Source organism: Streptomyces pinistramenti (assembly GCF_020564935.1).
In the GTDB taxonomy this organism is placed as follows: domain Bacteria; phylum Actinomycetota; class Actinomycetes; order Streptomycetales; family Streptomycetaceae; genus Streptomyces; species Streptomyces pinistramenti.
This window is the reverse complement of sequence record NZ_JAJCXB010000010.1, coordinates 37985-61780: the sequence shown is the minus strand read 5'-3', so window position 1 is coordinate 61780 and position 23796 is coordinate 37985. Positions and strand designations below refer to the sequence as shown.

General features: G+C 70.1%; 24 protein-coding genes and 3 pseudogenes. 16 read left to right on the top strand and 11 right to left on the bottom strand.

Annotated features, from left to right (window positions below):
• Window positions 1-41: 41 nt before the first annotated feature.
• Together LIU39_RS10020 and LIU39_RS10015 are read right to left on the bottom strand one after the other, a co-directional pair.
• Window positions 42-473, bottom strand: a complete 432-nt coding sequence (locus LIU39_RS10020; RefSeq protein WP_227046271.1) for a DUF6153 family protein — start codon at window positions 471-473, stop codon at window positions 42-44.
• A gap of 230 nt (window positions 474-703) precedes the next feature.
• Window positions 704-994, bottom strand: a complete 291-nt coding sequence (locus tag LIU39_RS10015) for a hypothetical protein (protein ID WP_227046270.1) — start codon at window positions 992-994, stop codon at window positions 704-706.
• A gap of 227 nt (window positions 995-1221) precedes the next feature.
• Here LIU39_RS10015 and LIU39_RS10010 point away from each other — a divergent pair, with 227 nt between their 5' ends.
• The 3 genes from LIU39_RS10010 to LIU39_RS10000 all read left to right on the top strand — a co-directional run bounded on the left by LIU39_RS10010 (window position 1222) and on the right by LIU39_RS10000 (window position 4019).
• Entirely contained in the window at window positions 1222-2352 is a 1131-nt protein-coding gene (locus LIU39_RS10010) for a site-2 protease family protein (RefSeq protein WP_227046371.1), read from the top strand.
• 114 nt (window positions 2353-2466) lie between these two features.
• Complete coding sequence (locus LIU39_RS10005; protein ID WP_227046269.1) at window positions 2467-3207, top strand: PP2C family protein-serine/threonine phosphatase; 741 nt, start codon at window positions 2467-2469, stop codon at window positions 3205-3207.
• A gap of 617 nt (window positions 3208-3824) precedes the next feature.
• Window positions 3825-4019: a type II toxin-antitoxin system RelE/ParE family toxin gene (locus tag LIU39_RS10000; protein WP_227046268.1), complete on the top strand. Its 195-nt coding sequence runs from the start codon at window positions 3825-3827 to the stop codon at window positions 4017-4019.
• A 332-nt stretch (window positions 4020-4351) separates the two neighbouring features.
• Here the strand turns inward: LIU39_RS10000 and LIU39_RS09995 are convergent, their stop codons facing one another.
• Window positions 4352-5284 carry a GlxA family transcriptional regulator gene (locus LIU39_RS09995; protein WP_227046267.1) on the bottom strand — a complete coding sequence of 311 codons (933 nt, stop codon included), beginning with the start codon at window positions 5282-5284 and terminating at the stop codon, window positions 4352-4354.
• Window positions 5285-5356: 72 nt separating this feature from the next.
• Here LIU39_RS09995 and LIU39_RS09990 point away from each other — a divergent pair, with 72 nt between their 5' ends.
• The 3 genes and pseudogenes from LIU39_RS09990 to LIU39_RS35525 all read left to right on the top strand — a co-directional run.
• Window positions 5357-6046: an HD domain-containing protein gene (locus tag LIU39_RS09990; RefSeq protein ID WP_227046266.1), complete on the top strand. Its 690-nt coding sequence runs from the start codon at window positions 5357-5359 to the stop codon at window positions 6044-6046.
• A 53-nt stretch (window positions 6047-6099) separates the two neighbouring features.
• Window positions 6100-6525, top strand: coding sequence for a Rid family hydrolase (locus LIU39_RS09985; protein WP_227046265.1), 426 nt, complete (start codon window positions 6100-6102; stop codon window positions 6523-6525).
• Window positions 6526-7146: 621 nt separating this feature from the next.
• A pseudogene (locus tag LIU39_RS35525) lies at window positions 7147-7316 on the top strand (ISAzo13 family transposase); the annotation flags it as partial.
• Window positions 7317-7331: 15 nt separating this feature from the next.
• Here the strand turns inward: LIU39_RS35525 and LIU39_RS09980 are convergent.
• Together LIU39_RS09980 and LIU39_RS09975 are read right to left on the bottom strand one after the other, a co-directional pair.
• Window positions 7332-8012 carry a tRNA-dependent cyclodipeptide synthase gene (locus LIU39_RS09980; RefSeq protein WP_227046264.1) on the bottom strand — a complete coding sequence of 227 codons (681 nt, stop codon included), beginning with the start codon at window positions 8010-8012 and terminating at the stop codon, window positions 7332-7334.
• A gap of 708 nt (window positions 8013-8720) precedes the next feature.
• Entirely contained in the window at window positions 8721-8885 is a 165-nt protein-coding gene (locus tag LIU39_RS09975; protein ID WP_227046376.1) for a hypothetical protein, read from the bottom strand.
• A gap of 1 nt (window position 8886) precedes the next feature.
• Between LIU39_RS09975 and LIU39_RS09970 the strand changes: the two are divergent.
• Window positions 8887-9142 (top strand): annotated as a pseudogene (locus LIU39_RS09970) (hypothetical protein); the annotation flags it as partial.
• 302 nt (window positions 9143-9444) lie between these two features.
• On the opposite strand, the gene LIU39_RS09965 reads toward LIU39_RS09970, so the two are convergent.
• Complete coding sequence (locus LIU39_RS09965) at window positions 9445-10026, bottom strand: TetR/AcrR family transcriptional regulator (protein ID WP_227046263.1); 582 nt, start codon at window positions 10024-10026, stop codon at window positions 9445-9447.
• 85 nt (window positions 10027-10111) lie between these two features.
• On the opposite strand from LIU39_RS09965, the gene LIU39_RS09960 reads away from it, so the two are divergent.
• Window positions 10112-10867 carry a class I SAM-dependent methyltransferase gene (locus tag LIU39_RS09960; protein WP_227046262.1) on the top strand — a complete coding sequence of 252 codons (756 nt, stop codon included), beginning with the start codon at window positions 10112-10114 and terminating at the stop codon, window positions 10865-10867.
• A 182-nt stretch (window positions 10868-11049) separates the two neighbouring features.
• On the opposite strand, the gene LIU39_RS09955 is transcribed toward LIU39_RS09960, so the two are convergent.
• From LIU39_RS09955 to LIU39_RS09945, 3 genes are all read right to left on the bottom strand, one after another.
• Entirely contained in the window at window positions 11050-12024 is a 975-nt protein-coding gene (locus LIU39_RS09955) for an alpha/beta hydrolase (protein ID WP_227046261.1), read from the bottom strand.
• Window positions 11909-12415, bottom strand: a complete 507-nt coding sequence (locus LIU39_RS09950; protein WP_264482611.1) for a hypothetical protein — start codon at window positions 12413-12415, stop codon at window positions 11909-11911. The genes LIU39_RS09955 and LIU39_RS09950 overlap by 116 nt, the downstream gene beginning before the upstream one ends.
• Before the next feature lie 390 nt (window positions 12416-12805).
• Window positions 12806-13861, bottom strand: a complete 1056-nt coding sequence (locus LIU39_RS09945; protein WP_227046259.1) for an asparaginase — start codon at window positions 13859-13861, stop codon at window positions 12806-12808.
• A 260-nt stretch (window positions 13862-14121) separates the two neighbouring features.
• Between LIU39_RS09945 and LIU39_RS09940 the strand changes: the two genes are divergently transcribed.
• The 3 genes from LIU39_RS09940 to nhaC all read left to right on the top strand — a co-directional run bounded on the left by LIU39_RS09940 (window position 14122) and on the right by nhaC (window position 17532).
• Window positions 14122-14823 (top strand): GntR family transcriptional regulator, encoded by a 702-nt coding sequence (locus tag LIU39_RS09940; protein WP_227046258.1) that lies wholly within the window; start codon window positions 14122-14124, stop codon window positions 14821-14823.
• Window positions 14820-15962 carry a DmpA family aminopeptidase gene (locus LIU39_RS09935; protein ID WP_227046257.1) on the top strand — a complete coding sequence of 381 codons (1143 nt, stop codon included), beginning with the start codon at window positions 14820-14822 and terminating at the stop codon, window positions 15960-15962. The genes LIU39_RS09940 and LIU39_RS09935 overlap by 4 nt, the downstream gene beginning before the upstream one ends.
• Window positions 15963-16056: 94 nt before the next feature.
• Entirely contained in the window at window positions 16057-17532 is a 1476-nt protein-coding gene (nhaC, locus tag LIU39_RS09930) for a Na+/H+ antiporter NhaC (protein WP_227046256.1), read from the top strand.
• Between the two features lie 120 nt (window positions 17533-17652).
• Here the strand turns inward: nhaC and LIU39_RS35520 are convergent.
• A pseudogene (locus LIU39_RS35520) lies at window positions 17653-17997 on the bottom strand (hypothetical protein); the annotation flags it as partial.
• Window positions 17998-18843: 846 nt separating this feature from the next.
• On the opposite strand from LIU39_RS35520, the gene LIU39_RS09920 reads away from it, so the two are divergent.
• Genes LIU39_RS09920 through LIU39_RS09900 form a run of 5 tightly spaced genes read left to right on the top strand, consistent with a single transcriptional unit; the run spans window position 18844 to window position 23091 of the window.
• Window positions 18844-19764, top strand: coding sequence for an ABC transporter ATP-binding protein (locus LIU39_RS09920; protein ID WP_227046255.1), 921 nt, complete (start codon window positions 18844-18846; stop codon window positions 19762-19764).
• Entirely contained in the window at window positions 19761-20561 is an 801-nt protein-coding gene (locus LIU39_RS09915) for an ABC transporter permease (RefSeq protein WP_227046254.1), read from the top strand. Before LIU39_RS09920 ends, LIU39_RS09915 begins: the two co-directional genes overlap by 4 nt.
• Window positions 20558-21790, top strand: coding sequence for a sensor histidine kinase (locus tag LIU39_RS09910; protein ID WP_227046253.1), 1233 nt, complete (start codon window positions 20558-20560; stop codon window positions 21788-21790). The genes LIU39_RS09915 and LIU39_RS09910 overlap by 4 nt, the downstream gene beginning before the upstream one ends.
• A complete protein-coding gene (locus tag LIU39_RS09905; protein WP_227046252.1) occupies window positions 21787-22392 on the top strand; it encodes a response regulator transcription factor in 606 nt (201 codons plus the stop codon). The genes LIU39_RS09910 and LIU39_RS09905 overlap by 4 nt, the downstream gene beginning before the upstream one ends.
• Before the next feature lie 45 nt (window positions 22393-22437).
• Window positions 22438-23091: a GOLPH3/VPS74 family protein gene (locus LIU39_RS09900; protein ID WP_227046251.1), complete on the top strand. Its 654-nt coding sequence runs from the start codon at window positions 22438-22440 to the stop codon at window positions 23089-23091.
• 555 nt (window positions 23092-23646) lie between these two features.
• Here LIU39_RS09900 and LIU39_RS09895 read toward each other — a convergent pair.
• Complete coding sequence (locus LIU39_RS09895; protein ID WP_308409359.1) at window positions 23647-23775, bottom strand: hypothetical protein; 129 nt, start codon at window positions 23773-23775, stop codon at window positions 23647-23649.
• Window positions 23776-23796: the final 21 nt, after the last annotated feature.

Genomic DNA, 23796 nt, shown 5'->3' with positions numbered 1-23796 from the left:
CCCGGTCGCGTCGCGAGGACGCGGGTGCCGTGGGACGCGGCCTAAATGCGCAGCTGAGAGAGGACGGAGAGGTCGGGCGGCGCGCGGCTCGTGGTCCGGGCGCCGTTCGTGCCGATGGTCGTCGTGTCGTGCGTCGGACCGGCGGGAAGCGGGGACTTGGCCGGTGGGGTGAGATGCAGGGAGTCGAGACCCGCGGACGAGCAGTGCTGCATGGCCGTCGAAGGGCACGCGGCACCGTCAGCGCCGTCCATCGCCATGACCTGCCCGACGGATCCTGCCGGCGTCTGCTCGGCGGACGTCGAGACTGCGTGCGGCATTGCATGTGCGGCCGTAGCCGCCCCCGTCGTGCTCACGTCAGCGGATATCTCGTGATGGAGCAGTACGGCGAGGACGGCCAGCAAAGCGATGACGAGGCTGCGCGCACAGCGGACGGCGCCGCCGGCCTGCTGCCACGGGGTCTCCCGTACCGCCATCTCATGCTCCCGTGCTTTCTGCGAGCCTGGCCGGTCAATATACCCCGAGAGGGTATGTGCTCCGCGATCAAGCCGGTGACAGATTTGATTCGACGGACGCGGTGAGCCGCTTCCCGGGAGGCATCGGCCACGGCGCATTCCTGGCCGTTCGACGGACGCCGACGCAGCTCACGCAGGCACAGGCGGTGCAGTGCGGCCACCCCCGCATCACCGACAGATGACGCCCGGGCTCACGGCACGAGCCGCTCCGGCATGGGCTGTTCCGCGCCGCCGTCCAGCTCCAGCGTGCATCTGGGCCCGGTCGGGACGAGGCGCGGCTCGCGTACCCGGACCCGGAACGGGCGGACGGGATCGCCGGGAAGTTCGCCGGTCAGCACATTCATCCCGGGGCCGTGCTCCTCCCGGTACGCGATCACTTTGCCGTTGACCAGCAGCTCTATCTCCCCGTCCCGGCCGCGCCCGACGTTCACCGTGATCGAGTGGCCGCCCTCGTCCAGGTGGAAGTGGTGGCTCCGCCCCATGGCACACCTCCCGCAGCGCCGTCCCCGTACCCGACGCAGGCCGTACGTCCGCTCCCCACGTCCGGCCCGTATGTCCAGCCTAGATCCGGCGATCCGTTGCCCGTGGACTGCCGCCGCAGGCAGCGCGAGAGCGACAATTGTGGTGAGTGCCGAGCAGGTCGGTTCACGGAGTGCAGGTCGCGAGGTCCTGCTCGGTGGACCGGGTGCCGGGCCTGCGGGAGACGATGATGAACGGCTCGGTCCGTATAGGACGTGTTGTCGGGGTACCGCTGCGGATGCACTGGAGCGTGCCGCTGCTGGTGTTCCTGTTCGCGTACGGGCTCGGCCACCAGGCCCTTCCCCTCGCGCTCCCGGGCCGCTCGGACGCCGTGTACGCCGTCGCCGGTGTCGCGGGTGCCCTGCTGCTCATGGGCAGCCTCCTGCTCCACGAGGCGGCGCACGCCGCGACCGCCCGGAGGAAGAAGATCACGGTGCAGGACGTGACGCTGTGGGCGCTGGGCGGTGTGACGCGGATGGGGCGGCCGCAGACCGCTCGGGCGGCCTTCATGGTGGCGGTCAGCGGGCCGCTCACGAGCCTGGTCATCGGCGGCGCCGCGTTCGGAGCGGGCATCGGGCTGGAAACACTGTCCGGCTGGGCGGTGCCCGCCGTCGTCCTGGTGTGGCTCGGGTGGGCGAATCTGCTGCTGGGCGTGTTCAATCTGCTGCCCGCCGTGCCGCTCGACGGCGGACGTGTGGTGCAGGCGGTGCTGTGGTGGCGCACCGGCGACCGGGAACGGGCCGATCTGGCGGCCTCCCGGGGCGGCCAGATCATCGGTGTGCTGCTGGTGACCGTGGGCTGGATCTCCGTCCTGCGTGGCGCACAGGGTGGGCTGTGGCTCGTCTTCGTCGGCCTGTTCATCATGCTCGCGGCCGCCTCGGAGCGGCGACGCTCCACCGTCCACACGGCACTGCGCGGGGTGCGGGTGTCCGACGCCATGTCCAGCCCGGTGGCCACCGGCGCCGACTGGCTGACCGCCCAGCGCTTCATCGACGAGGTGGCGGTGCAGGCCCGCCATTCCGCTCTGCCGCTGCTCGACTTCGAAGGGCGCCCCAGCGGAATCGTGCAGATCAGCAGGCTCGCCGCGGTACCGGGAGCACGCCGGGAGGCGCTGCGCGTACGCGAGGTCGCGACCCCGCTGTCCCAGTGCGCGGTCGCCGCTCCGGACGACCTGCTGAGCGAGGCCCTCGACAAGCTCAGCCTGCGTACCGGCATGCGCATCCTCGTCGTGGACACGGGGCGCCTGGTGGGGATCGTCACCGGGAAGGACATCTCCCGGCTGATGCAACGGCACACCCTGGGCGGCGGCGGGACCGGCTGACCCGGGCCGGGCTCCCCGCCCGTCTCCGGGCCGACGGCGAGGACACCGCGCTCCCGCGGCGCCACAATGGTGGTGCGGAACGCACCCGCCGCCACGGAGAGGCGGGAGACCCTCATGCGGTACATCACGGTGACTGCCCTGAGCCATACCGGACTGATCCGCGAGCACAACGAGGACAGCGCGGTGATCGGCCCGTGGACGCTGTGCGGCACCGTCACCGAGAACCCGCAGACGCTGGTGTTCCCGCTCGGCAAACCGCTCGTCGTCGCGGTCGCCGACGGCATCGGTGGGCAGCCGGGCGGCGAGGTGGCCAGCGCACTGACCGTCCGGCAACTGGCGTCGTTCGGCCCTTCGCTGGACTGCGAGGACGCCGTCCGTGACGCCCTGGAGATCCGCAATCACGCGGTGTACGCAGCCGCCGACCGCGATCCGGCACTGCGCACGATGGGAACCACGGTCGCCGGCGCCGTCGTCCTGGCCGACTCGCTTCTCGTGTTCAACGTCGGCGACAGCCGCGTGCTCGACGCGGCAGAAGACGGGCTCCGCCGGGTGAGCGTGGACGACAGCCCGCCGCCGGCGCCAGGACAGCGCACCACGTCGGTCATCACCCAGGCGCTCGGCGGCGCTCCCCGCTTCAGCGCCGTCACACCCCACGTCACGTCCTCGCCGCTCGCGGCAGGCGACCGTTACCTGGTGTGCACCGACGGCCTGACCGACCCCGTACCGGAGGACGCGATCGACGGCCTGCTGCGCGCCCACGGCGACAGCCGGGCCGCCTTCGAACTGTGGAAGTCCGCCATCGAGGCGGGCGGCCCCGACAACATCACCCTCGCGTTGATCGGCATCGGCACGTAACAGCCCGAAGCGCCGGTGCCACACCGGAGAACGAAGACCGGCCCGGCTGCCGGGCTTCTCCGCCTCGAAAGCTGTCAGGAGCCGCTTATCGGTGCTGTTGGCCAGCTTCCGGTGATCTTCGCCAAGGCACCCGCATGACAGCCGTTGCGCGGAACCTGCCGCACTCCTGCCGGCCACCCCACCAACCACCACCGTGCACGCCGTGACGCCGCAGGACCCCTTCCGTACGAGGAATGGAGGAGGGAAGGGCTGTTTGAGACCCAGAGGCCCAGGCCCCGGCGATCCTAGAAGACAGTCGCGCGGCGAGCGGCCGGTTCACCGCCGACCAGCCCCTCGGTGATGCCGTAGCGATCGTCTCCCACGTCCTGGCGGACCGGCTCGCATCGGCATCGGCGACGACCCCACCCTCGACAGGTTCGATGACGCTGCCCGTGCTCTGGTCCTCGCCCGCTGGACCATGCCGGCCGAAGCCGCCGACGAGGATGACGCGATCGTCGCCCGCCCCAGGGCCGGGGACTTCTCCGGCTGCGTCCCGCAGGACGACGCGCACCACTCGGGGGTGGCGTGAGCCGTACCGCATCCAGTACGCCGACCCCGCTCAGGCCTCACGCAAGGCCGTGCAACCCGCAGTCCGCGCCGCCTTCGAACAGACCATGACCAAGACGCTGGGCGCCGATCCGTACGGCCACGGATCCACCCTGGTCAAACCCGGCGACCGTGACTACCGCGAAGCAACTGTCGGCGGCGCCCTGGTCGTGTACTACATCAGCGCCGCGGTCCTCGTTGTCACCGCGGTGCGTATCGTCCACTGACACCTCGACGGCCGGGGTGATGCCGGCCTGCCACTGTGCCGTCGTGGCGCTGCCAGCTCGACGGCCGCGCAGCAGCGGTGTCGTGGTGGCGGGCCTGGTCATCGGTGCGGCCGTTCCGTCCTCGGATGGGGGATCGACGTGCGTGGGCCCGGCTGCGGCAGCGGCGGCTACTTCGGGCTCGGCTCGATCGCGAACAGCCTGCCGCACACCGTCGTCTCTTCACGGGTCGGTGCGGCAAGTCGTGGGCGCGGCCGGTCGTCAAACCGGTGACCACGTCGTCAGCGGCGGTCTCCACGAGTCGGCCCACCGTGGTGTCCAAGGCGCGGATGATTTCAACGGGTGAAGGTGCGCCGGTAGGCGGTGGGGGTGGTGTCGAGTGCTCGCCGGAAGTGCAGACGCAGGTTGTCTGCTGTGCCCAGGCCGCAGTCGCGTGCCACCTGGTCCACCGAGTGGCTCGTGGTCTCCAGCAGTTCACGTGCCTTGCCGAGGCGGGCGCTCAGAAGCCACTGCAAGGGGGTGGTGCCCGTCTCCGCGGCGAACCGGCGCATAAAGGTGCGTGGTGAGACGCCCGCGTGCCGGGCGAGCACACGGAGTGTGAGCGGTTCGTCGAGGTGGTGCAGGGCCCATCCCCGGGTCTCGGAGAGCGACGCCTCTCCGGCCACGGTGACCGGAGCCGGTACGTACTGGGCCTGCCCGCCGTCGCGGTGCGGTGCGGCCACCAGGCTGCGGGCGATCCGGTTGGCCACGATCGCCCCCAGGTCGCGGCGCACGAGGTGCAGGCACAGGTCGATGCCGCAGCACACCCCGGCCGACGTGAGCACGTCCCCCTCGTCGACGTAGAGCACGTCGCGGTCGACCCTGACGGCCGGGAAGTCCTGTTCGAGCTCGTCAACGTGCTGCCAGTGGGTCGTGGCGTGCAGCCCGTCCAGTACGCCCGCCGCGGCCAGTGTGAAGGCGCCCGTGCAGATCGACACCACCCGCCGGCCCCGGTCGCGTGTTTCGGCCAGCACGTCGAGCACGTCCTGCGGCGGCCGTATCAGCGGTTCGTGTCCCGGCACGATCACGGTGTCGGCGGCGCGCACCTGGTCCAGGCCCCCATCGGTGACCAGGGAGAAGCCCGCGGTGGTCGCAACCGTGGAGTCGAGCCCGCATACGGTCACCTCATAGGGGGTCTCCGGGCGGGCGGTGAAGATCTGTGCCGGGATCGCCAGATCGAGCGGAGTGACGCCGTCCAACGCCAGGACCGCGACTCGATGCATCAGCATGGCAATATTCTAATGATCCCCGTCATTATTGCCACTCACCTGGTCAGGGCGGTGAATGCCAGTCTGGAGGACATGACCGGAACGACCCACAGCCAGGTGGCCCACGAGGCGGCCGCCGACCTGATCACGCTGCCCGACACACCGCTCACCGGCGCTGTCGTGCAACTCATCAAGCCGGTGGAAACGCCGTCCGTGTTCAACCACAGCATCCGCACCTACCTGTTCGCCCGGCTCGTGGCCGCACGCCTCGCGCTGGCCGCCGGGCAGGACTACGACGACGACCTGCTGTTCGCGGCGTGCACGATGCACGACCTCGGCGTAGCGTCGGACGGCCCGCACACCCAGCGGTTCGAGGTCGAGGGCGCCGACCGGGCCGCCGCGTTCCTCATCGAACACGGACGGTCCGCGGTGGACGCCGACGAGGTCTGGCAGGCCATCGCCCTGCACACCTCCACGGGCATCACGGAGCACCGCGGCACGCTGTGCGTACTCGTCCGCGAAGGCGTCGCGCTCGACTTCGGCGGCCCGATGGGAACCACCCACGTAGACGCCCTCAGCGACGAGCAGGCCGACGCCGTCCACGCCGCCTATCCACGGCTGGAGATGATCCGCTCACTCACCGACGCGATCGTCGCGCAAGCCGCCAAGAACCCGGCGAACGGCCCCCGTTACTCGATACCCGGTGAATTCCTGCGCGAACGCGAGGCATTCGGCCGGACCAGGATGGAGCACGCCTGCAACTCCTCCCGATGGGGCGATTGACCGACCCGCCCCGCCCTCGATCGACAGAGACGACAGAGAAAGGACACACCGCAATGCCCAGCTACCCCGTAGAGGTCCCCGACGACTCGCCGGTCTTCGGAGGGACCACCACCGCCTTCGCCCGCTTCGGCCACGCCGCCGCGATCCGCTCGCACGGGCACCTGTTCATCTCCGGCCAGATCGGTCGCCGCCCCGACGGTGTCGCCGGGGAGACCGTCGAGGAGCAGACCGAGATCGCCATCCGGCGCATCGAGGAGATCCTGCGACTGGAGAACCTCGACCTCAGCGCCCTGGTGGACGTGACCAGTTACCACGTCGGCATCCGCGAGAACATGCCCGGCTTCCTTGAGGCCAAGCAGCGCCTCGTCAAGGCGCCGTACCCTGCTTGGTCGATCATCGGCGTCAGCGGCCTCGCCAGCCCGGAACTCCTCGTCGAGATACAGGCGACCGCCGCCTACCCCGACAACGCGGCCCGGTAGACCGTTGCGCGGGTTCCGGGGTCCTCGGCCCCGGAACCCGCAGCGGTGCAGTGACGTGTGCCATGAAGACTTCAACTCGACCGGGCGACGTCCCCTTGACCGCCTGGCGTTCAGGCAGTCCCGCCGGGCTGGCGCCGCTGGCGTCGATCACCGTCTCGTTCCTTTCAGCCCGCCCCGCGAGCGCCCCAGCGCCTCAGAACCTATGTCCCTTTTACGGCATCCCGGCCCCCGCCAGCGTTTCTCTCTCCGTCACGGAGATCATTGGCCTTCTGCGTCGCGACAACCGGTTCTACTGCGGCAAGTTGAGCACCCATCATGCTGGCAGTGGCTCACCGCCTGTTCCAACGGGCTTGCGGTGCATGCCCGTTCGCCAAGACAGTGCCCAGTACAACACCGACGGGCAGCCGTCGGTGACTCCTGACGGCTACTGGTCGCAAACCCGAAACCGCTTCAGGGCCCGGCAGACGCGTTGGCCCGCGCCCGCCGAGTGGAAGCCGGCGCCCTCTCGGCGCCGGCTTCCACACGAAAATGGCGCCGAGCCATCGACAGCATGAAGCGTCCGCAGCGCACAGTCAGCGGATTGCCGGGCACCGGGGGTCGGCTTCCGACCGCAGCGCCGGTGACGACTCCACGTCGGCGTTGCCCTCCGACGGCAATACCCGACACGGCCGCCCGCCCCGCTCGGCTTCCCCGAACAGATCCTGGCCATCGCGCTACACCTGCGGTTCGCCCTGGCCCTAGACCCCCTCGCCGTGCTGTTCGGCAGCAGCCGGACCGTCCTGCACCGGTCATGATGGAGGCAGGGGTCAGTGGTTCTCCTGGGGCCGGACCACAAGGAATCCCTGTTCCGGATTGATGCGCACAGCCGAGATCTCATTACCGTTCAGGAGAGAGTGGGCCAGGTCGAATTGCTGGTGATAGACGAACACCGATGACTTCACGTCGAAGATCGACGGGCTGTCCACCATGAACGGCAGCTCCGCGAGCACATAGCCGAGAGCCGTGTTGACCTGCTGCTCGTCCGGTTCGCCCGGAGTCAGGGCGTCGACGGCCCTCCGGGTCATCTCCCGCACGCGGCGACGCAGCCCCGGGTCCGTGCGGCAGCCGTCGCCCACCTGCTCGCGCAGCTCCCGGTACGCCGCCCGTTCCAGCAGCTCACTCCATGTGTGCACGTGCTCGCTCGGGTTCTCCACCCCCGCCTCGGCCAACGCCCGGCGTGCCGGGCCGCAAAGCCGCTTGCGGGCCTCGCGCAGGCGGCGTTCGGCATGTTCGTGGGTCCAGCCCGATGCGGTCAAAGTGAGCGCCCCTTCCGCACCGGGCACCAGCACGTCCACTCGCTTGAACGTGGCTGCCGCCCACGCTGTCAGGGACTTGATGACATGTGTCTTGTAATAGCTGTTGAAGGGGGACAGACCTATGAGGGCGTGTTCGGCGTCTGCAGAGATGCGAGCGCAGTTCTCGGTGTACGGCTCGGCTGAAAACAGCACGCGGATGTCCTTTCTTCGAGGCAGTGCAGGAGGAAGCAGGGGCGGACCACGAGATGCTCCCGGCGAGTTGGAGATCCGCCGGCTCGCGGGAGGGCAGCCCTGTCCGGACGCCGAGCGGCGGGCCTTCACGGCGTGCTGGAGGGCGCTCCCGGCGGTAGCCGCCTCGGCGGTGCGTCGGCGGGCGTGGTCCAGCTCCAGCTGGAGGCAGGTAAGTTACGTGGAATCAGCTCGGGCGATCACCCTCGGCCGTGGGAGATCCACAGGCAACAACAAATCGTTCGCACGTGCGATTCTAGTGGGTGTCCGGATGGTTCTTTGTGCGATGTCGATCGTTGGAAGGCCATTCCGGCCGTAGTTGGCCACGCGGGGCATGTGTGTCTGGCGCTGGAGGGCGTGGGCCGACACGAGAACACCGGCGGGCTCTGACTGCCGATGCCGGTACTTCCGGCATGAGGTGTGTCGGTAGGTAGGCGAAAGCTGCGCCTGCGCCGTCGGCGGATTCATGCACGCGTCCGGTACCCGTTGCGCGCGACGTGGAGTTCCGCCGGCGCCAGGTCCGGCGAGGGGAAGTGGCAGTGCGTAGCGTCGCGCGCACGTTCTGCCCTGCTGGGCAGGCTGGGGGATGCGCGCCATCACCCGCATGGGCGCACGGAGTTGGATCCGCGTCCTGGTGGAGAAGGGGGCAGGGGCAGCCGTCATCAATCGGGCCTACAGCCTGACGTCCTCCATCATGTGCGCGGCTGCCGACGACGTGATCGCGGTGAGCCCCTGCAGCAGCATCGACCTGCCCCAGATCGCGGTCACGCCGCCGCAGTGGTTCACGCTCGACCAGGCGCAGAGCATCCTCGACGAACTCCCTGCCGTGTGGCGCACGATGTGCCTGCTCGGCGTCCACACCGGGCTGCGCTGGGGCTACGGGCACGAACAGCTCGGCCGCATCCTTGACTTCGCCGGTGTGCTCACCGCCGACCCTCTGGCTGTTCACCGTGTGTGGTGCGTATCCGAAGGTCTGGCCCGGAGGCGTGGCGCAACACTCTCAACGACCATCCGAGGGGCGCCGCCTGTATGCCGCTCCGGAGGTCGGGGAGATCGGCCAGGCGGAGTGGAACGAAGGCACTGCCGCTCTGCTTCGGCACGGCAACTTGCCCCCGAACGGCCCGAATCAGCAGCCCGCACCACCTTTGTGCCCACCCCGTCGAAGAGGAATCCGGCTCTAGAGCAGGACGAGCCCCGCAGGTCGCCGGCGTACTTGCGGATGGAGCGCCCTTGCCGACAAGCAGTCCGCCCTGGCCGTCGCCACCCCGCAGCCGCCGCCTGGCAAGCACCACGGTGACGATCAGCTCGGGAGCCTCGATGGCCAGGGGGAGTGCCCCTCACATGAGGAAGAAGCGATCAATGGTCGTTCAACCACCGCTTCCCATGAGAAGTCATCTCATTCGGTCCGATGGAGCACGGTGTCGATGATGAGGTCGATCTCCCGCGAACTCGGTGGCTCGCCGGTGAGCAGAAAGGTCTGCAGTATCAGAGCGGGACCAGTGCGAGCGGCCAGCGGGTGCACGACCTCGGGGCCCAACTCGCCGCTGCGCACGCCCTCGTGGAGGATGCCTTCGATGCGCTCAAGACGCGGCGCGATGATCCCGTCGGCGAACATGGCACGCAGGTCCGGCTCGCGCAGCAGGTCGACGATGAACTCGATGCCTGGTACGAGAGTTCTGCCGGCCAGCACACCACTGAAGGCGGCGAGTGCGGCGGCGAGGTTTTCCCGGGTCGAGTGCTCCGGGTCCGGCTCGGGCAGCGGGGGAAGGGCGTAGCGCAGGGCGTCCAGAACGAGGGGCTGCTTGCCGGGCCACCGCCGGTAGAGCGCGGCCTTGCCCGTGCCGGCACGGGCGGCGATGCCCTCCATGGCGAGTCGGCCGTAACCGTTCGCGGCAAGCTCGTCGAGCGTCGCGACGTAGATCGCGTGTTCCAGTTCCGTACCTCGGCGGCGGCGGCCGGGTGTCGCACTCTCTGCCATGGATCCAACAGTAGACGATGGCGTTCCTTACTGCCTACACTCGCTTTAGTGAACAACCCCGTCTACTAGAAGAGGTGAGGGTTGGATGGTTGATCTGCATCCTGCGAGTGACCACCAAGGCAGCCGGGAGCCGGCACTGAATTTCGAGGCGGTGTACCAGGGGCACGAGATCTCCTACGGAGCGGACGACCGCCGGTCGGACCTGATCCCGTGGGAACTGGACGCTCCCCAGCCGCTGGTCGTCGAGCTGGAAGCGGCGGGCGAGATCACCGGTCCGGTTCTGGAATGCGGCTGTGGGCTCGGGGACAACGCCCTGTTCCTGGCCGGCCGGGGCTACGAGGTGACCGCCTTCGACGCCGCACCATCCGCGATCGAGCGCAGTCGGGCCAAGGCCACCGCCGCCGGCAGCCCGGTGACCTTCACGGTCGCCGACGCGACGGAACTGCACGGCATCGGTGTCCCCGGAGGCTTCCGCACCGTCGTCGACAGCGCCATGCTGCACTGCCTGGACGCCGATCAGCGGCGGGCGTACCTCGCTGGGCTGCGTCGGGTGTGCGCGCCCGGTGCGAGGCTTCATGCCCTGTGCTTCCGCGACGAGTTGGCCGCTCGCCTGAAGATGCCGGCCCACATGGACGAACGAAGCCTGCGCGAGGCTTTCCGCGACGGGTGGACGATCCGGCGCATGAAGCCCCGCCACTACACCACGGGTTTGACCCGGCAGGCATGGCAGAACTTGGTGCCCGCCGTGCCAGGTGCCTCGGAGCGGGATGACGCCGTGGCCGTCGACCAACACGGCAGAGTTCTGCTGCCGTTCTGGCAGATCACCGCTGAACTGACCTGATCGGCCACGGCCGAGCGGCGGGGTCTTTCTCGGCGTGCCCGAGGAAGCGCCCCGGCGCCGGAACGCGATCCTGAGGCCGACGAGACCGTCCAGGGAGGAGCAGCGCGACCTCCTGAGTGCCCGGCCGAGGCGTCGGGCCCGCCGTACCGTCCGTGCAGAGGAATGCGCGCGCAGATGTCGTTTCAGCTGTCGTGCAGCGCCGTCCGCAGGGCGTCGACAGCGAGTTTGCGGGCGACGTTGGCGGCGCGGGTGTCGCGCAGGCTGTCCAGGAGGAGGGAGTCGTGGACCGCGCCGGCCACCCGGACCGAGGTGACGTCCACGCCGGCCTCGCGCAGCTTGTTGGCGTACTGCTCGCCCTCGTCGCGCAGCACGTCGGCCTCGTTGGTGATCACCAGGGTGGTGGGCAGTCCCCGGAGCTGCTCCAGGGGCGCCTGGAGCGGGGAGGCGTACACCTCGGCGCGCTGGGCGGGATCGGTGGTGTAGGCGTCCCAGAACCATTTCATGCCGTCGCGGGTGAGGTAGTAGCCCTCGGCGAACTGTAGGTAGGAGGGGGTGTCGAAGTCGGCGTTGGTCACCGGGTAGAGCAGGACCTGGGCCTTGAGGTCGATGCCGCCGCGCTCCTTGTTCATCAGCGCGAACACCGCCGACATGCAGCCGCCGACCGAGTCGCCGGTGACGGCGATGCGCGAGGTGTCCATACCGTGCTCCGCGCCGTGCTCCAGGACCCACCGGCCCACGGCGTAGTTCTGTTCCACCTGGGTGGGGTACTTCGCCTCCGGTGCCCGGTCGTAGACGGGAAAGACGCCCGCGGCTCCCGCCCCGACGGTCAGTTCGCGGAAGAGGCGGTCGTGGGTCTTGTCGTCGCCGAAGACCCAGCCGGCGCCATGGAGGAAGAGCGCCACCGGCAGTGGCCCGCTGGACCCCTTGGGCCGGATGATGCGGGTGCGGACCGTGCCCCACTGGCCGGCGTCCACGTCGACCCACTCCTCGTCGACGTCCGGGCGGGTCACACCGGCGCCGCTCTGCAGGCCGAGCAGGATGTCACGGCCCTGCTCCGGGGGGACCTCGTAGATCCGGGGGTGCGGGTCGGTCGCTTCGGCCAGCTCCTTCGCGGCGGGTTCGAGGTAAGGGGTGATCGGCGGCGGAAGGTCGGTCATGTTCACTCCATGCCACGGGCATCTGCGCGCCCTGTCGTGCGGCCACACCGGCCGCGGCTGGTGGTCGTCCTCCGGTGAACTCTCCAGCGTCATCGTTCGTTCCTCGGCCGCAGTGCGCAACCTGTCGCAGGCGCCCCGCCCAGCCCCACAGCGCGAGCGTCCCGTGACGCCGCCGTCGGGGGCTACGAGGGCGGGCCCGGGGTGGCCGGGTGAGGGTGGACACTCCTGTGGCCGGGGCGTAGAGGGCGTACAGGCAGGTGGCGCCGCTGAGTTCACCTTCCTGGACCCTTCGGTGTCGAGGTGGTCGACCAGTTCGTCGGGTGCGTGAGGAGCTCGTCGGGCGCGAGGCCGAGGGGGAGAAGTTGTGGACGGCCGTACGCAGGTGGCCCATGGTCGCGGCGGCGCGCAGCCCGTGCCCCACGACGTCGCCGACGAGGGCGACCCCAGGTCCGGAGAGGCCGATGACGTCGAACCGGTCGCCGCGCCCACCCCACCCCGGCCTGGGCCGGCAGGTACCGGTGGGCAACCACGACGGTGGTGAGGCGGGCAGCGCCCGCGGCAGCAGGCTGCGCTGCAGGGTGGCGGCGCCGTTGCAGAGCATGCCTGTGGGTGAAGGAACGCGGGAACGTACCCGGCGTCGACGGGGCACGGATGCCTCCGAAGCAAGGCGCCGTGGCTCCGTACCGCAGCATCCACCACTGCGGCCGCCAGGGTTTCGGGCCGCCGACTGTGGGTGCGGTCACGGCACAGGATGCGTCAACGCCCGCGTGTCTTCGGCAGGTCAGCGGACCGGTCGGCCGGCCAGGTGTCCAGGCGTGGGCGTGCGCAGGTCGAGTGCGGCCGACGGCCGTACGGAACCGACGGGTTCGCCGTGTCCGAGGACCGGGGCCGTGGTGAGCGCGGACAGTCGCGGGTCGGCGTCGACGTCGACGCCGATGTGGCGCAGGGCCGCGGCCATGACGACGGGCCGGGGGCGCTGTCCGCCGTCGGCGATCTTGAGGGCGACGGCGGAACCGTCGGGCAGAGCGAGGGCGTACACGCCTTCGGCGCCGTCCTTGGCGACGGCGCCGGGAAGGGCCTGCATGAGGGTGGTGACATCGCGGCCGGTACCGCCGACGTACTCGGGGTGGGCGTTCATCGCGGAGGCCACGCGCGCTTCGTGGCTGCCCGCGGGGGCGGTCGCGATCGTGGCGAAGGCGCGCGCGAGGCCGGTGAGGGTGAGCGCGAACAGGGGCGCGCCGCAGCCGTCGACGCCGACCGCGGTCGACTTCTCCCCGGCGAGGTCCTCCAGTGCGTCACGCAGGGTGAGCTGGAGGGGGTGATGGGGGTCGAGGTAGTCCCGTACGGACCATCCTGCCGCCACGCAGGTGGCCAGCATCGCGGCGTGCTTGCCCGAGCAGTTCATGGTGATGCGGGTCGGCCCGAGTCCGGCGGCCAGGTGTGCGGGCTGCGACTCGGCGCCGATGGGCAGTGCGGCGGTGCATTGCAGGGCGTCCTCGGTCAGGCCCGCGCCCGCGAGTATGCGGTGTACGCCATCGAGATGGAAGGGCTCGCCGGAGTGGCTCGCGCAGGCGAGCGCGAGGAGTTCGCTGTCGAGGCCGAGTCCCGCGCGGAGCATGCCGACGCTCTGGATGGGCTTGTTGGAAGAGCGCGGGTAGACGGGCGCATCGACGGGGCCCGCGGTCAGCACGGCGTTGCCGTCGGCGTCGAGGGCCACGACCGATCCGTGGTGCACGGACTCCAGGAAGTCGCCGCGCCAGACCTCTGCGAGCACGGGGTAGGCGTCCTGTGATGCTCGTGAGGGAGCAGGGGATTCCTTGGTGTCTGCGGTGCTCATACTCGTCTCCTTCGGTTTGTGCGGGCCGTGCCAAGGTGCGGTACGGGCCCGTCGAACTGTCGACAGTTATCAGTTTTTGGCGCCGGTGTCGACGGCCGGCCACGATGAAAGACGATCGCGGAGAACCGTTGACAGCGGGTCCGCGCCGCCTGTCCACTGTCGTCTGTCACCACTTGCGGTGGTGACTGTCGACACTTCGTGGCCCCGGAAGTGCTGTACTGCGAGCACCACACCGGCCCCTTGCCCCCTTGGAGATTCCCGTGACCGGACTGGTCCACCGCGGCTTGGCGGGACAAGTCGTGGAGATGCTGCGCGAGCAGATCCTCACCGGCGTGCTACCGCCCGGCTCCCGCCTCAACGAGGTGGAAATCGCCCGCGATCTGGGCATCAGCCGAGGCCCGTTGCGTGAAGCCATCGGGCAACTGGTGAGCGAGGGCCTTCTCGTTCACGTGCCCAACAAGGGCGCTGCTGTCTTCGCCGCCCGCCCCGAGGACGTGGCGGCGCTCTTCGAACTGCGCGCGGCTCTCGAATGCGCAGCCGCACGCATGGCCGCACACCGCCGCCGCCCGCAGGAGGTGATCCGCCTGCGCAAGGTGTGCGAGCGCTCCCGCAAGGCCCGCGAGACGGGACGCAAGCTGCCGTACGACTTGGACCTGGACTTCCATCGTTCGCTGATGGACGCGGCGCACAGCCCACGCATCGCCGAGCAGGTGTGGCTGGTGCAACAGCAGGTGATCGTGCTGCGCAGTGGCCTCACCTCGCGGACCACGCACACGGAGACGTCGCTGACTGATCACGAAGCGATGGCAGGGGCAGTTGCGGAGGGCGACGCCGATCGCGCGGCGAGCCTGATGGAGGCCCATCTCGCGCTGGTGGAAACCGAACTGCTGCAGACCATGCAATCCGAAGCCCGCAACGAGGAGGCTCCGGGGGCGCAACGTACGGGACGTAGCGCACCGTGACGCGCGCGCCCCGCCCCCGCGACCTGGGCATCGCCCCGGGCATCCTGCCACCCGGGCCGTCGAACTCCCTCACCGACGTCCCCGGTGTCCGCGTCGGCCACCTCACGCTCGATCAACACGACGCGGAGCTCCCGGTGCGCACCGGGGCGACCGTCGTCGTCCCGGCACCCGGCTCGCTGTTCCGTGAGAAGCCGGCCGCGGGTCTGGAGGTCGTCAACGGCTTCGGGAAAGCGGCGGGCCTGAGCCAGATAGCCGAACTGGGCGTCCTGGAAACGCCGTTGGCGCTGACGAACACGCTCGGTGTCGGTTCCGCCTTCGAAGGTCTGGTCCGGCATGCGCTGGACGGGCACCCGGAGATCGGCACCACCACGGGCACCGTCAATCCGGTGGTCTTCGAGTGCAACGACGGCTGGCTCAACGACATCCGGGGCCTGCACGTGCGCCCGGACCACGTTCTCGACGCGCTGAAGGCGGCGTCCGACGGCCCTGTGCAGGAAGGGGCGGTGGGAGCAGGCACCGGCATGGTGGCCTTCGGCTGGAAGGCAGGCATCGGTTCCAGCTCCCGCCTCGTCGATGCTGACGGCGGCACCGGCTTCACCGTGGGCGCCCTGGTCCTGGCCAACTTCGGTCTGGCCGACGACCTGACCGTGCTCGGCATCCCGGTGGGCCGCACCCTCACCCCACAACAGTCCGGGGAGCAGGCCGAGTTCGCGCGCGGTGCCGGGTCCTGCGTCGTCCTCATCGCCACGGACGCCCCGGCCGACGCCCGTCAGCTGCGCCGCATAGCCAAGCGCGCAACGGTCGGCCTGGCCCGCACCGGCGGCATCGTCCAGCACGGCAGCGGCGAGTACGCCCTGGCCTGGTCGACGACACACCGCATCCCGCACCGCCCATCGGGCCCCGTCCGCCCGGCCTCGGCCCTTGCCGAGAACGGCCCCCTGATCGACCTGTTCTTCCGGGCCGCCGCCGAAGCCACCGAAGAGGCCGTCCTCGGCTCCCTGTTCGCCGCCCGCCCGGTGACCGGCGTACGCGGCCACCACGCCCCCGCACTTCCCGCGGACCGTATCGCCCACCTCGTCCACCACCCGGCATCCCGCGCACCTCGCAGTACGCCGGAACACCCGACGTACACGTCGTAGCCGCACCTCACCTTCGTCACAGGAATCTTCGGCGCGCCAGGCCACCCGGCGGCCGGCTGAACCCTGCCCTCCACCACCCCGAAATGAGCGACTCATGCCAGAAACCGCTCCGGCCGAGGCGCCCCGGCGCAGGCCGACCTTCCTCCAGGCCCTCACCCCCGTCGTCGTGATGATCGCCCTTCTCGTCACCGGCACGGTCTGGCTGGACCTCGACCCCGTGATCCTGCTGATCATCGCCGGAGCCTTCGCAGGGGCCTTCGCCCTGCGGCTCGGCCTGAGCTGGGAGCAGATGCTGGCCGGCATCTGCCGCAAGATCGATTCGACGATGCCGGCGCTCCTGATCCTGATATCCATCGGGATGCTCACCGGCACCTGGATGATCAGCGGGACCATCCCGATGATGGTGGACCTCGGGCTCCGAGCGATCGAGCCGCACTGGATCATGCCGGTGTCATTCCTGATCACCGCCGTCGTCTCCACACTCACAGGGACGTCGTGGGGCTCGGTCGGCACGGTCGGTGTCGCCCTCATCAGCGTGGCGGGCGGACTGGGCGCCTCGCTCCCCATGACGGCGGGCGCGGTCGTGGCGGGCGCGTACTTCGGCGACAAGATGTCCCCTCTGTCGGACACCACGAACCTCGCCCCGGTCGTCGCGGGCGCCAACCTCTTCGCGCACATCCGCCACCTCCTCTACACGACGGTCCCGGCCGCGGTCCTCTCGCTGATCATCTACTTCTTCCTCGGCCTGACTCAGCACACGAGCGCAGCGCAGGAACCGGGCCACACGACGCAGGAACTTCTCACCTTCCTGGACAAGGCGTTCACGTTCAGCCCGCTGTTGCTCCTGCCTCCGCTCGTGGTCCTGGTCGGCGCGGTGCTGCGCAAGCCGCCGCTGCCGACGATCATCCTGTCGTCCATGGTTGCGGCGGTGCTCGGCGGCGTGGTGCAGGGCTTCTCCCTGAGCGACCTGAGCACGGCTGCGTCCGACGGTTTCCACGTCGACATGCTCGCCGCCCACGGAGGGGCACCGCAGTCGGTTCCGGCCGCAGCCCAGACCCTCCTCAACCGCGGCGGACTCGCCTCCATGACGAGCGTCGTGCTGATCGGCCTTGCGGGCTTCGCCTTCGCGGGCATCATCACCGAGGCCGGCTGCATGGACGTCCTGATGGCCCGTCTGCTCAGGCGCGTGCAGCGTACCGGCGGCATCGTGCTGGCGACCGTGGGGGCGTCGGTCGGGGTGGCCCTGGCCACCGGCACCTCGTATCTGACCATCCTCATCCCCGGCGAGGGGTTCAAACAGGTCTACGCCGAGCACGGCCTTGAGCCGAAGAACCTCTCACGCACCCTGGAGGACTCCGGCACCGTGATGGTGCCGCTGATCCCCTGGAGCGAGGCCGGGATGTACATGTCGACCACGTTGGGCGTCGCGACCCTCTCCTACGCGCCGTACGCCTTCCTCTGCTACCTGGGCGCCGTGTTCGCGGTGATCTGCGGATACACCGGGATCGGCATCGCCCGCAGCAAGCCGATGCAGGGGAGGAGCACGCCCGCCGAGCCGGTAAGTCCTTAGAAGCTGCCGGTGTCCGTAGGTCCACGGGAAGCGGGCGGGGGAGCGGAAGGCGCCGGCGGCGGACCGGCGGTCGTCGGCGTCGGCCCGGGTGATCAGCCCGTACGAAGGGAACGGCAGGCTGATCAGCCCTCCGGGACGACTGCGGTCGATCGGGAGCCGGGGAACGTCATGCAGGGCGCAGGTGACCAGGATCCGGTCGTACGGTGCGCGGCCGGCTGCCTCGCGGAGGCCGTCGGCGCAGAGGATCTCGTGGCGGGAGCTCCGGGCGTCAAGGAGCGCACGGTGGACGTCGGTGATCTGCTGGTTGATCTCCACACCGGTGACGTTGTGGTCGCCGGCCATCCCGCAGAGCAGGGCAGTCGTCCATCCGGTGCCGATCTCCAGGACCCGCGTGCCGGGGCGCAGGCCGAGCTGGATCAACTGCCCGGCCACGGTGGTGAGTTGGACGCCGGACGCGGTGACCAGGCCGGGGCCCTTGCGGTCGCCTTCGTCGAGCTGCGTGACGACGCTCTTGTCGGAGTGGACGAGGAAGCACCAGCGGGCAGGGTGCCTGTGCCGGTCGATGCGGCACCGGCGGTGGTCCCGTTGGACCCAGAGCTGTGGGGGAACGAAGTGCCGGCGCGGCCACCGTCGAAATCGGCGCGGTCCTCACGCGGCAAGCCCCCCGCGACGCCCTGGTACTGCCGACCGGAACGCAGCCGACACCCCTCGCGGAACTCCCGCCGGCACCGTCGTCGGAACCATCGTTGCCGCCCGGGTTGGCGACCATGCGGCGCAGGACGTTGATCGTGGTGACGAAGTCGGCAGTAGTGATGCCTTCGTGCATTCTCCGACACGCTCCGCAAGGAGGCAGCGCCGTTCGGCATCGGCGTCGTGATCACCCAACCCGTCATCATCAAGACCGAGTTCGAGGACCGCACGGCTGCGCCGCTGAAGGGACGTCCGGCCGTGGGCCTACCGGGAGATGGCCGAGACCACGGCGGGGCGCGGACGACGAACCGGCCACTCGCCGGGCGTTGGCCGCCGCGCGTCTTCCGGTACGAATCGGTATGGGAGGCCGCTGCCTGGTGCGTCATGTGGGCGGGGCCGTGGTGGTCAGCATGGTGCTGGTCCGTATGGGACTTCTCCCCAGGTCAACAGCGCCTGGCGTCACCCGTCGCCGGAACGGCCTTGAGGTTCCCGCGGATCTCGTGCTTGCAGGGCGCTGCGGCGTAGGGCCGGGCTCTCTCCGGGGACTGCATGACAGATGTCATTCCGCCTCATGACAGACCGCACTCCCGCCGGGCCCGGCATGCCGGAACCCTGGATCACATGGACACAGTCATTGAGACCGCGGACCTGCGGCGGCGCTATCAGGGCTTCGAGGCCGTGCGCGGCATCGACCTCACCGTCGCACGTGGTGAGCTGTTCGCTCTCCTGGGCACCAACGGCGCCGGCAAGACCTCCACCCTCGAACTCTTGGAGGGGCAGGCCGCCCCCGCCGCCGGGACCGTCCGGGTGCTCGGCCGCGACCCGTACCGTGAGCGCGCCGCCGTGCGTCCCCGCATCGGGGTGATGCTGCAGGAGGGCGGCTTCCCGACGGAGCTGACGGTCGTGGAGACCGTGCGGATGTGGGCGGGTTGCACCAGCGGTGCCCGTCCCGTGGACGAGGCCCTGGAGCTCGTGCGTCTGGTGGAGCGTGGGAAAGTACGGGTCAAACAGCTCTCCGGCGGCGAGCGCCGCCGCCTCGACCTCGCCCTGGCGCTGCTCGGGCGGCCGGAGGTGCTGTTCCTCGACGAGCCGACGACCGGTCTGGACGCGCAGTCCCGCCGCGACACCTGGGAGCTGATCCGGCAGCTCAAGGAGCAGGGCACGACGGTGCTGCTCACCACCCATTACCTTGAGGAGGCCGAGCAGTTGGCCGACCGGCTCGCGATCATGCACCAGGCGGCCATAGCCACCTCGGGCCGGGTCGCCGACGTCGTTGCCGAGCGGCCTTCGCAGATCAGCTTCGAGCTGCCCCCGGGCCGGCGCCTGGGGGAACTGCCGCCGCTGGCGCCGCTCGGGGTGACTTGCTACGAGGAAGCCGGCCGGACGGTCCGGATGGAGACCGGTGACCTCCAACACACCGCAACCGGGCTGCTGTTGTGGGCCCGGGAGGAGAACGTCTCGCTGCGCGGCCTCGACGCCCGTTCGGCGACTTTGGAGGAGGCGTTCATGCACATCGCGAAGGACCTGGAGGCGGCACGATGACCGCTACGACCCCTACCATCCGGGCTCCCCGGCCCACCGACGCCGTCGGCCGCCTTGCCGCCCTCGGCCGCGCCGAGCTGACGCTGCTGCTGCGCAGCAAGGCGTCGATGTTCACCGCGCTGGCGCTGCCCGTCACGATGGCCTTCGCCATGCGCGGCATGGTCAAGAGCCTGGATCTGGGCGGCACCGGCCTGTCGGTCGCGACCGTCCTGCTGCCCGGTGCGCTGGCGATGGCACTGTTCTTCGCCGTCTACACGAACCTGGTCGGCGTGTACGTGCTGCGCCGTGAGGGCCTGGTACTCAAGCGGCTGCGCACCGGCGAGGTCCGTGACTGGGAGGTCCTCGCGGGCGGCGCGCTTCCGGCGGTGCTGCTGGCGCTGGTGCAGTGCGTGCTGCTGATCGCCGGGCTGACGGCGGCCCTGGACGCGCCCGCGCCGGCCGCCCCGCACCTGGTGGCCCTCGGGCTGCTCACCGGCGTGGCGCTGCTGGTCGCCGGGGCGGCGCTGACGGCCGCCTTCACCCGCACCGCGGAGAGCGCGCAGTTGACGTTCCTGCCGTTCATGCTGGTGACCATGGCCGGGTCGGGGCTGTTCCTGCCGCGTGAGCTGCTGCCGGGCACGGCTGGACAGGTCGGCGCCTGGCTGCCGTTCTCGCCGGTGATGGACCTGCTGCGGGGCGGCTGGACGGGCGGGCTGAGCGCTGTGGATCAGGGTCGGCTGACGCTCTTCGCTTTGATGTGGACGGGCGCGGCGGTGTTTGCTGTGTACCGGTGGTTCCGCTGGGAGCCACGGAATTGAACACCACGGAGACCGCGATGAGCATGGCGCGCTGGAGGGAGCGGCTCGGGGGTCGGGACAGCCCCGACCGCTTCCGCCACTACACGCTCTCCAGCATCACCCTCTTCGCCCTCTTCGAGGCAGGACTGTGGGCATTCTGGGTCGCGATGGTGGACGCAGGCCCGGCCTGGCTTGCCCTGGTGGCGGCGCTGGTCGCCGCACACGTCATCCTCCAGGCGCTGCTCAACCGCGCCGCCCTGTGCCACTACCTCGGCGCCGCCCCGTGTCCCCGCCGACTCGTCGCGCTGTACACCGCCGTGACCGTCACGGTGGTCGCCCTGGGCTGCGTACTGCTGGCCACCGGCCGTATCGAGGACAGGGAAGCGACGCCGTACCTGCTGTGGATGCTGATGTACTACGCAGGCCCGCCGGTCCTGGCGCTCCCGCGCCGCACCGGAGCCGTGCTGGTCACGGCGGTGACGTTGGCGACGATCGGAGCGGCCACCGCGAGTGGGCTGACGGGCTACCTGCTGGTCCTCGTGGGCGGCGGCGGCCTGCTCCTGGTGCCGCTCGTGGCGGTCGCGTTCCGCTTCTCCGGCTGGAGCGTGCGCCACGTCGAGGAGCTGGCTGCGGCCCGGGAGACGGAGGCCCGCCTCGCCGTGGCCGAGGAACGGCTGCGCTTCGGCCGCGACCTGCACGACGTACTCGGCCGTAACCTCGCCGTCGTGGCCCTGAAGAGCGAACTCGCGGCCCAACTGGCGCGGCGGGGAAGGGAAGAAGCGGTGGACGAGATGGTGGAGGTGCAACGCATCGCGCAGGAGTCGCAGCGCGAGATCCGGGCGGTGGTCCGCGGCTACCGCACCGCCGATCTGCACACCGAACTCGTCGGCGCCCGGTCGGTACTCGAAGCGGCCGGGATCGCCTGCCGGATCGAGAACGGCCCGGCCGGGCGGCTGCCCACCGATGTGCAGTCGGCGCTGGGCTGGGTGGTCCGCGAGGGGACGACGAACGTGCTCCGGCACGCGTCCGGCGCTTCGCGCTGCGAGGTGTCGGTGCGCGCGACGGGTTCGGGTTCGGTGGTGCTGGTGATGGAGAACGACGGGGCGGGCGCCGAGCCATCGGCCGCCGGCGCCGGCCTGCCGGGTCTGCGCGAGCGCCTGGCCGACCTGGACGGCACGCTGTCCACGGAACAGCGCCCGGACGGCGCCTTCCGCTTGACCGCGAGGATCCCAGGGGAGGCCCCCGCATGATCCGGATCCTGCTGGCGGAGGACGAACACCTCATCCGCGGCGCCCTCGCCGCTCTCCTCGCTCTGGAGGACGACATAGCCGTCGTGGCCGAGGCCGGCTCGGGCGACGAGGCCCTCGCCATGGCCCGCGCCCACCGCCCCGATGTCGCCGTCCTGGACCTGCAGATGCCCGGACCCGACGGCGTCGCGGCGGCGGCGCTACTGCGCGAAACGGTGCCGGAGTGCACGCCGATGATCGTCACCAGCCACGCCGGGGCCGGAGCGCTGAAGCGGGCGCTGGCCGCCGGGGTCCGCGGCTTCGTCCCCAAGACCGTTTCCGCGCAGCAACTGGCAGAGATCATCCGCACGGTGCACGAAGGGGGCCGCTACATCGACCCCGAGCTGGCGGCGGACGCCATCGCCGCGGGCGAGTCACCGCTGACCTCCCGGGAGGCGGAACTGCTGGCGCTGGCCGCGGACGGAGCGCCGGTAGCGGAGATCGCGGCGCGGGCGGCACTGTCCCCCGGAACGGTACGCAATTACCTGTCGGCGGCGGCAGCGAAGCTCGGCGCGGAGAACCGCCACGTAGCGGCCCGCGTAGCCCGCGAGCGCGGATGGCTGTAGCCCCGCACCACAAGTACTCAACGGCGAAAGCACTCAGGAAGTGAAATGAACCAGACACTGCCGCAGCGGCTGTACCTGATCTGCTACACCGTGGACAAAGGGAAGTTCGAGGTCGCCGATCTCCGGGGGCGTGGCCAGCTGCTGCGCGCCGGGGCGCTGACCGAGCTGTCCCTCGACGGGCTGCTCACCGTAGAGAAAGGCAAGGTCGCACGACGCGCCGCCAAGCCGCCGAGCGATTCCTTCCTCGCCGAGGTGTGGCGCGACACACCCACGGAAAAGCCGAAGAACTGGATTCAGTTCGTGCACAACAAGGCATACGCGGCCGAAGAACCCGTACGTGACCAGCTCGCCACGGCGGGGGGCATCACGCTCCCGAGCAAACGGAATCTGTCGCCGATCACCTCCCACCAGGTCACCGTCAATGACCCGCAGCAGATCCTCGCCCTGCAGGAGACGGCACGCAACGCCGTGCTGGCCGGCCTCGATCCGGCAGCCATCCCGGCGGACGAGCTGACCCTGGCCGTGCTCCCCGCCGAATGCGAGGTGACCAGCGTGTTCACCAGGGATGAGCTGCGCGAGCACAAGCACACGCTCAAGGCACTCACCGAACGCTTCGACGAACTCGTTCCCGGTCTGCGCAAGGCACTGCGCGACTCGTTCCTGTCAAGCAGGGCCGTCGGCGGCGGCTGGGGCATATGAGCACCGGCCACGTCCCCGGCCTCCCCTTCGCGGCGACGGCTTCGGGGCTCGGCCCAGGCCCCTCGGCGAGGTCACACAGCAGGCGGGCTTGTAGTCGGGACGGCCTGTCGTGACGGGCGCTGCCACGAGCGGCGGAGGAAGACCTTGCCGACGGCACAGCACGTCAGGCTCGTGGAACGAGGAATTCAGCAGGTTCGTACGGTGATGCACGGGTGAGCTGATCAGTGTCGCGCTGGACTTGAAGCGGGCGGCGACGCGCTTCTGCCCGGCACAGGTCGTAGCGACCGTCCAGGGGCATCCGGCAGGTCCAGGACAGGCGCTTCAACGCCAGGTCAGGGCGTCGTGCCTGGGGGCGTCCACACAGTCGGTGAGATCTGCGTGAGAGTCGTGAGACGACGAAGACCCGCCGGAATGCACGTCCTTCGCCCGCGAGAATCCCAACGCCCGGCAAGTGCCCCCCTGTTCTCCGTCCCATCCCAGGCGGCAGGGATGCTCGTGGCTGTACCGGTCCCTGCATCTCGTCGGCCTGTTCGGGCATTTCGGATTCTCCGGTTCTCAAAGTATGGCCTCGCACTTGTGGATGCGGGTGGTCTTGGCGGGGTGCCGGCCGCACCGGGCGGAGAGTTCCCTCCCGGTGCGGCCGGTACCCTTGCCCAGGTCGCGCACGAACGATGCGCCGGACACCAGGCTCCTGGCTCAGTACCT

What these genes read in the sequence shown, in the direction of transcription:
- LIU39_RS10020 (WP_227046271.1), bottom strand. Translation starts at nt 473, where the DNA reads ATGGCGGTACGGGAGACCCCGTGGCAGCAGGCCGGCGGCGCCGTCCGC.
- LIU39_RS10015 (WP_227046270.1), bottom strand. Translation starts at nt 994, where the DNA reads ATGGGGCGGAGCCACCACTTCCACCTGGACGAGGGCGGCCACTCGATC.
- LIU39_RS10010 (WP_227046371.1), top strand. Translation starts at nt 1,222, where the DNA reads ATGAACGGCTCGGTCCGTATAGGACGTGTTGTCGGGGTACCGCTGCGG.
- LIU39_RS10005 (WP_227046269.1), top strand. Translation starts at nt 2,467, where the DNA reads ATGCGGTACATCACGGTGACTGCCCTGAGCCATACCGGACTGATCCGC.
- LIU39_RS09995 (WP_227046267.1), bottom strand. Translation starts at nt 5,284, where the DNA reads ATGCTGATGCATCGAGTCGCGGTCCTGGCGTTGGACGGCGTCACTCCG.
- LIU39_RS09990 (WP_227046266.1), top strand. Translation starts at nt 5,357, where the DNA reads ATGACCGGAACGACCCACAGCCAGGTGGCCCACGAGGCGGCCGCCGAC.
- LIU39_RS09985 (WP_227046265.1), top strand. Translation starts at nt 6,100, where the DNA reads ATGCCCAGCTACCCCGTAGAGGTCCCCGACGACTCGCCGGTCTTCGGA.
- LIU39_RS09965 (WP_227046263.1), bottom strand. Translation starts at nt 10,026, where the DNA reads ATGGCAGAGAGTGCGACACCCGGCCGCCGCCGCCGAGGTACGGAACTG.
- LIU39_RS09960 (WP_227046262.1), top strand. Translation starts at nt 10,112, where the DNA reads ATGGTTGATCTGCATCCTGCGAGTGACCACCAAGGCAGCCGGGAGCCG.
- LIU39_RS09955 (WP_227046261.1), bottom strand. Translation starts at nt 12,024, where the DNA reads ATGACCGACCTTCCGCCGCCGATCACCCCTTACCTCGAACCCGCCGCG.
- LIU39_RS09950 (WP_264482611.1), bottom strand. Translation starts at nt 12,415, where the DNA reads ATGGGCCACCTGCGTACGGCCGTCCACAACTTCTCCCCCTCGGCCTCG.
- LIU39_RS09945 (WP_227046259.1), bottom strand. Translation starts at nt 13,861, where the DNA reads ATGAGCACCGCAGACACCAAGGAATCCCCTGCTCCCTCACGAGCATCA.
- nhaC (WP_227046256.1), top strand. Translation starts at nt 16,057, where the DNA reads ATGCCAGAAACCGCTCCGGCCGAGGCGCCCCGGCGCAGGCCGACCTTC.
- LIU39_RS09920 (WP_227046255.1), top strand. Translation starts at nt 18,844, where the DNA reads ATGGACACAGTCATTGAGACCGCGGACCTGCGGCGGCGCTATCAGGGC.
- LIU39_RS09915 (WP_227046254.1), top strand. Translation starts at nt 19,761, where the DNA reads ATGACCGCTACGACCCCTACCATCCGGGCTCCCCGGCCCACCGACGCC.
- LIU39_RS09905 (WP_227046252.1), top strand. Translation starts at nt 21,787, where the DNA reads ATGATCCGGATCCTGCTGGCGGAGGACGAACACCTCATCCGCGGCGCC.
- LIU39_RS09900 (WP_227046251.1), top strand. Translation starts at nt 22,438, where the DNA reads ATGAACCAGACACTGCCGCAGCGGCTGTACCTGATCTGCTACACCGTG.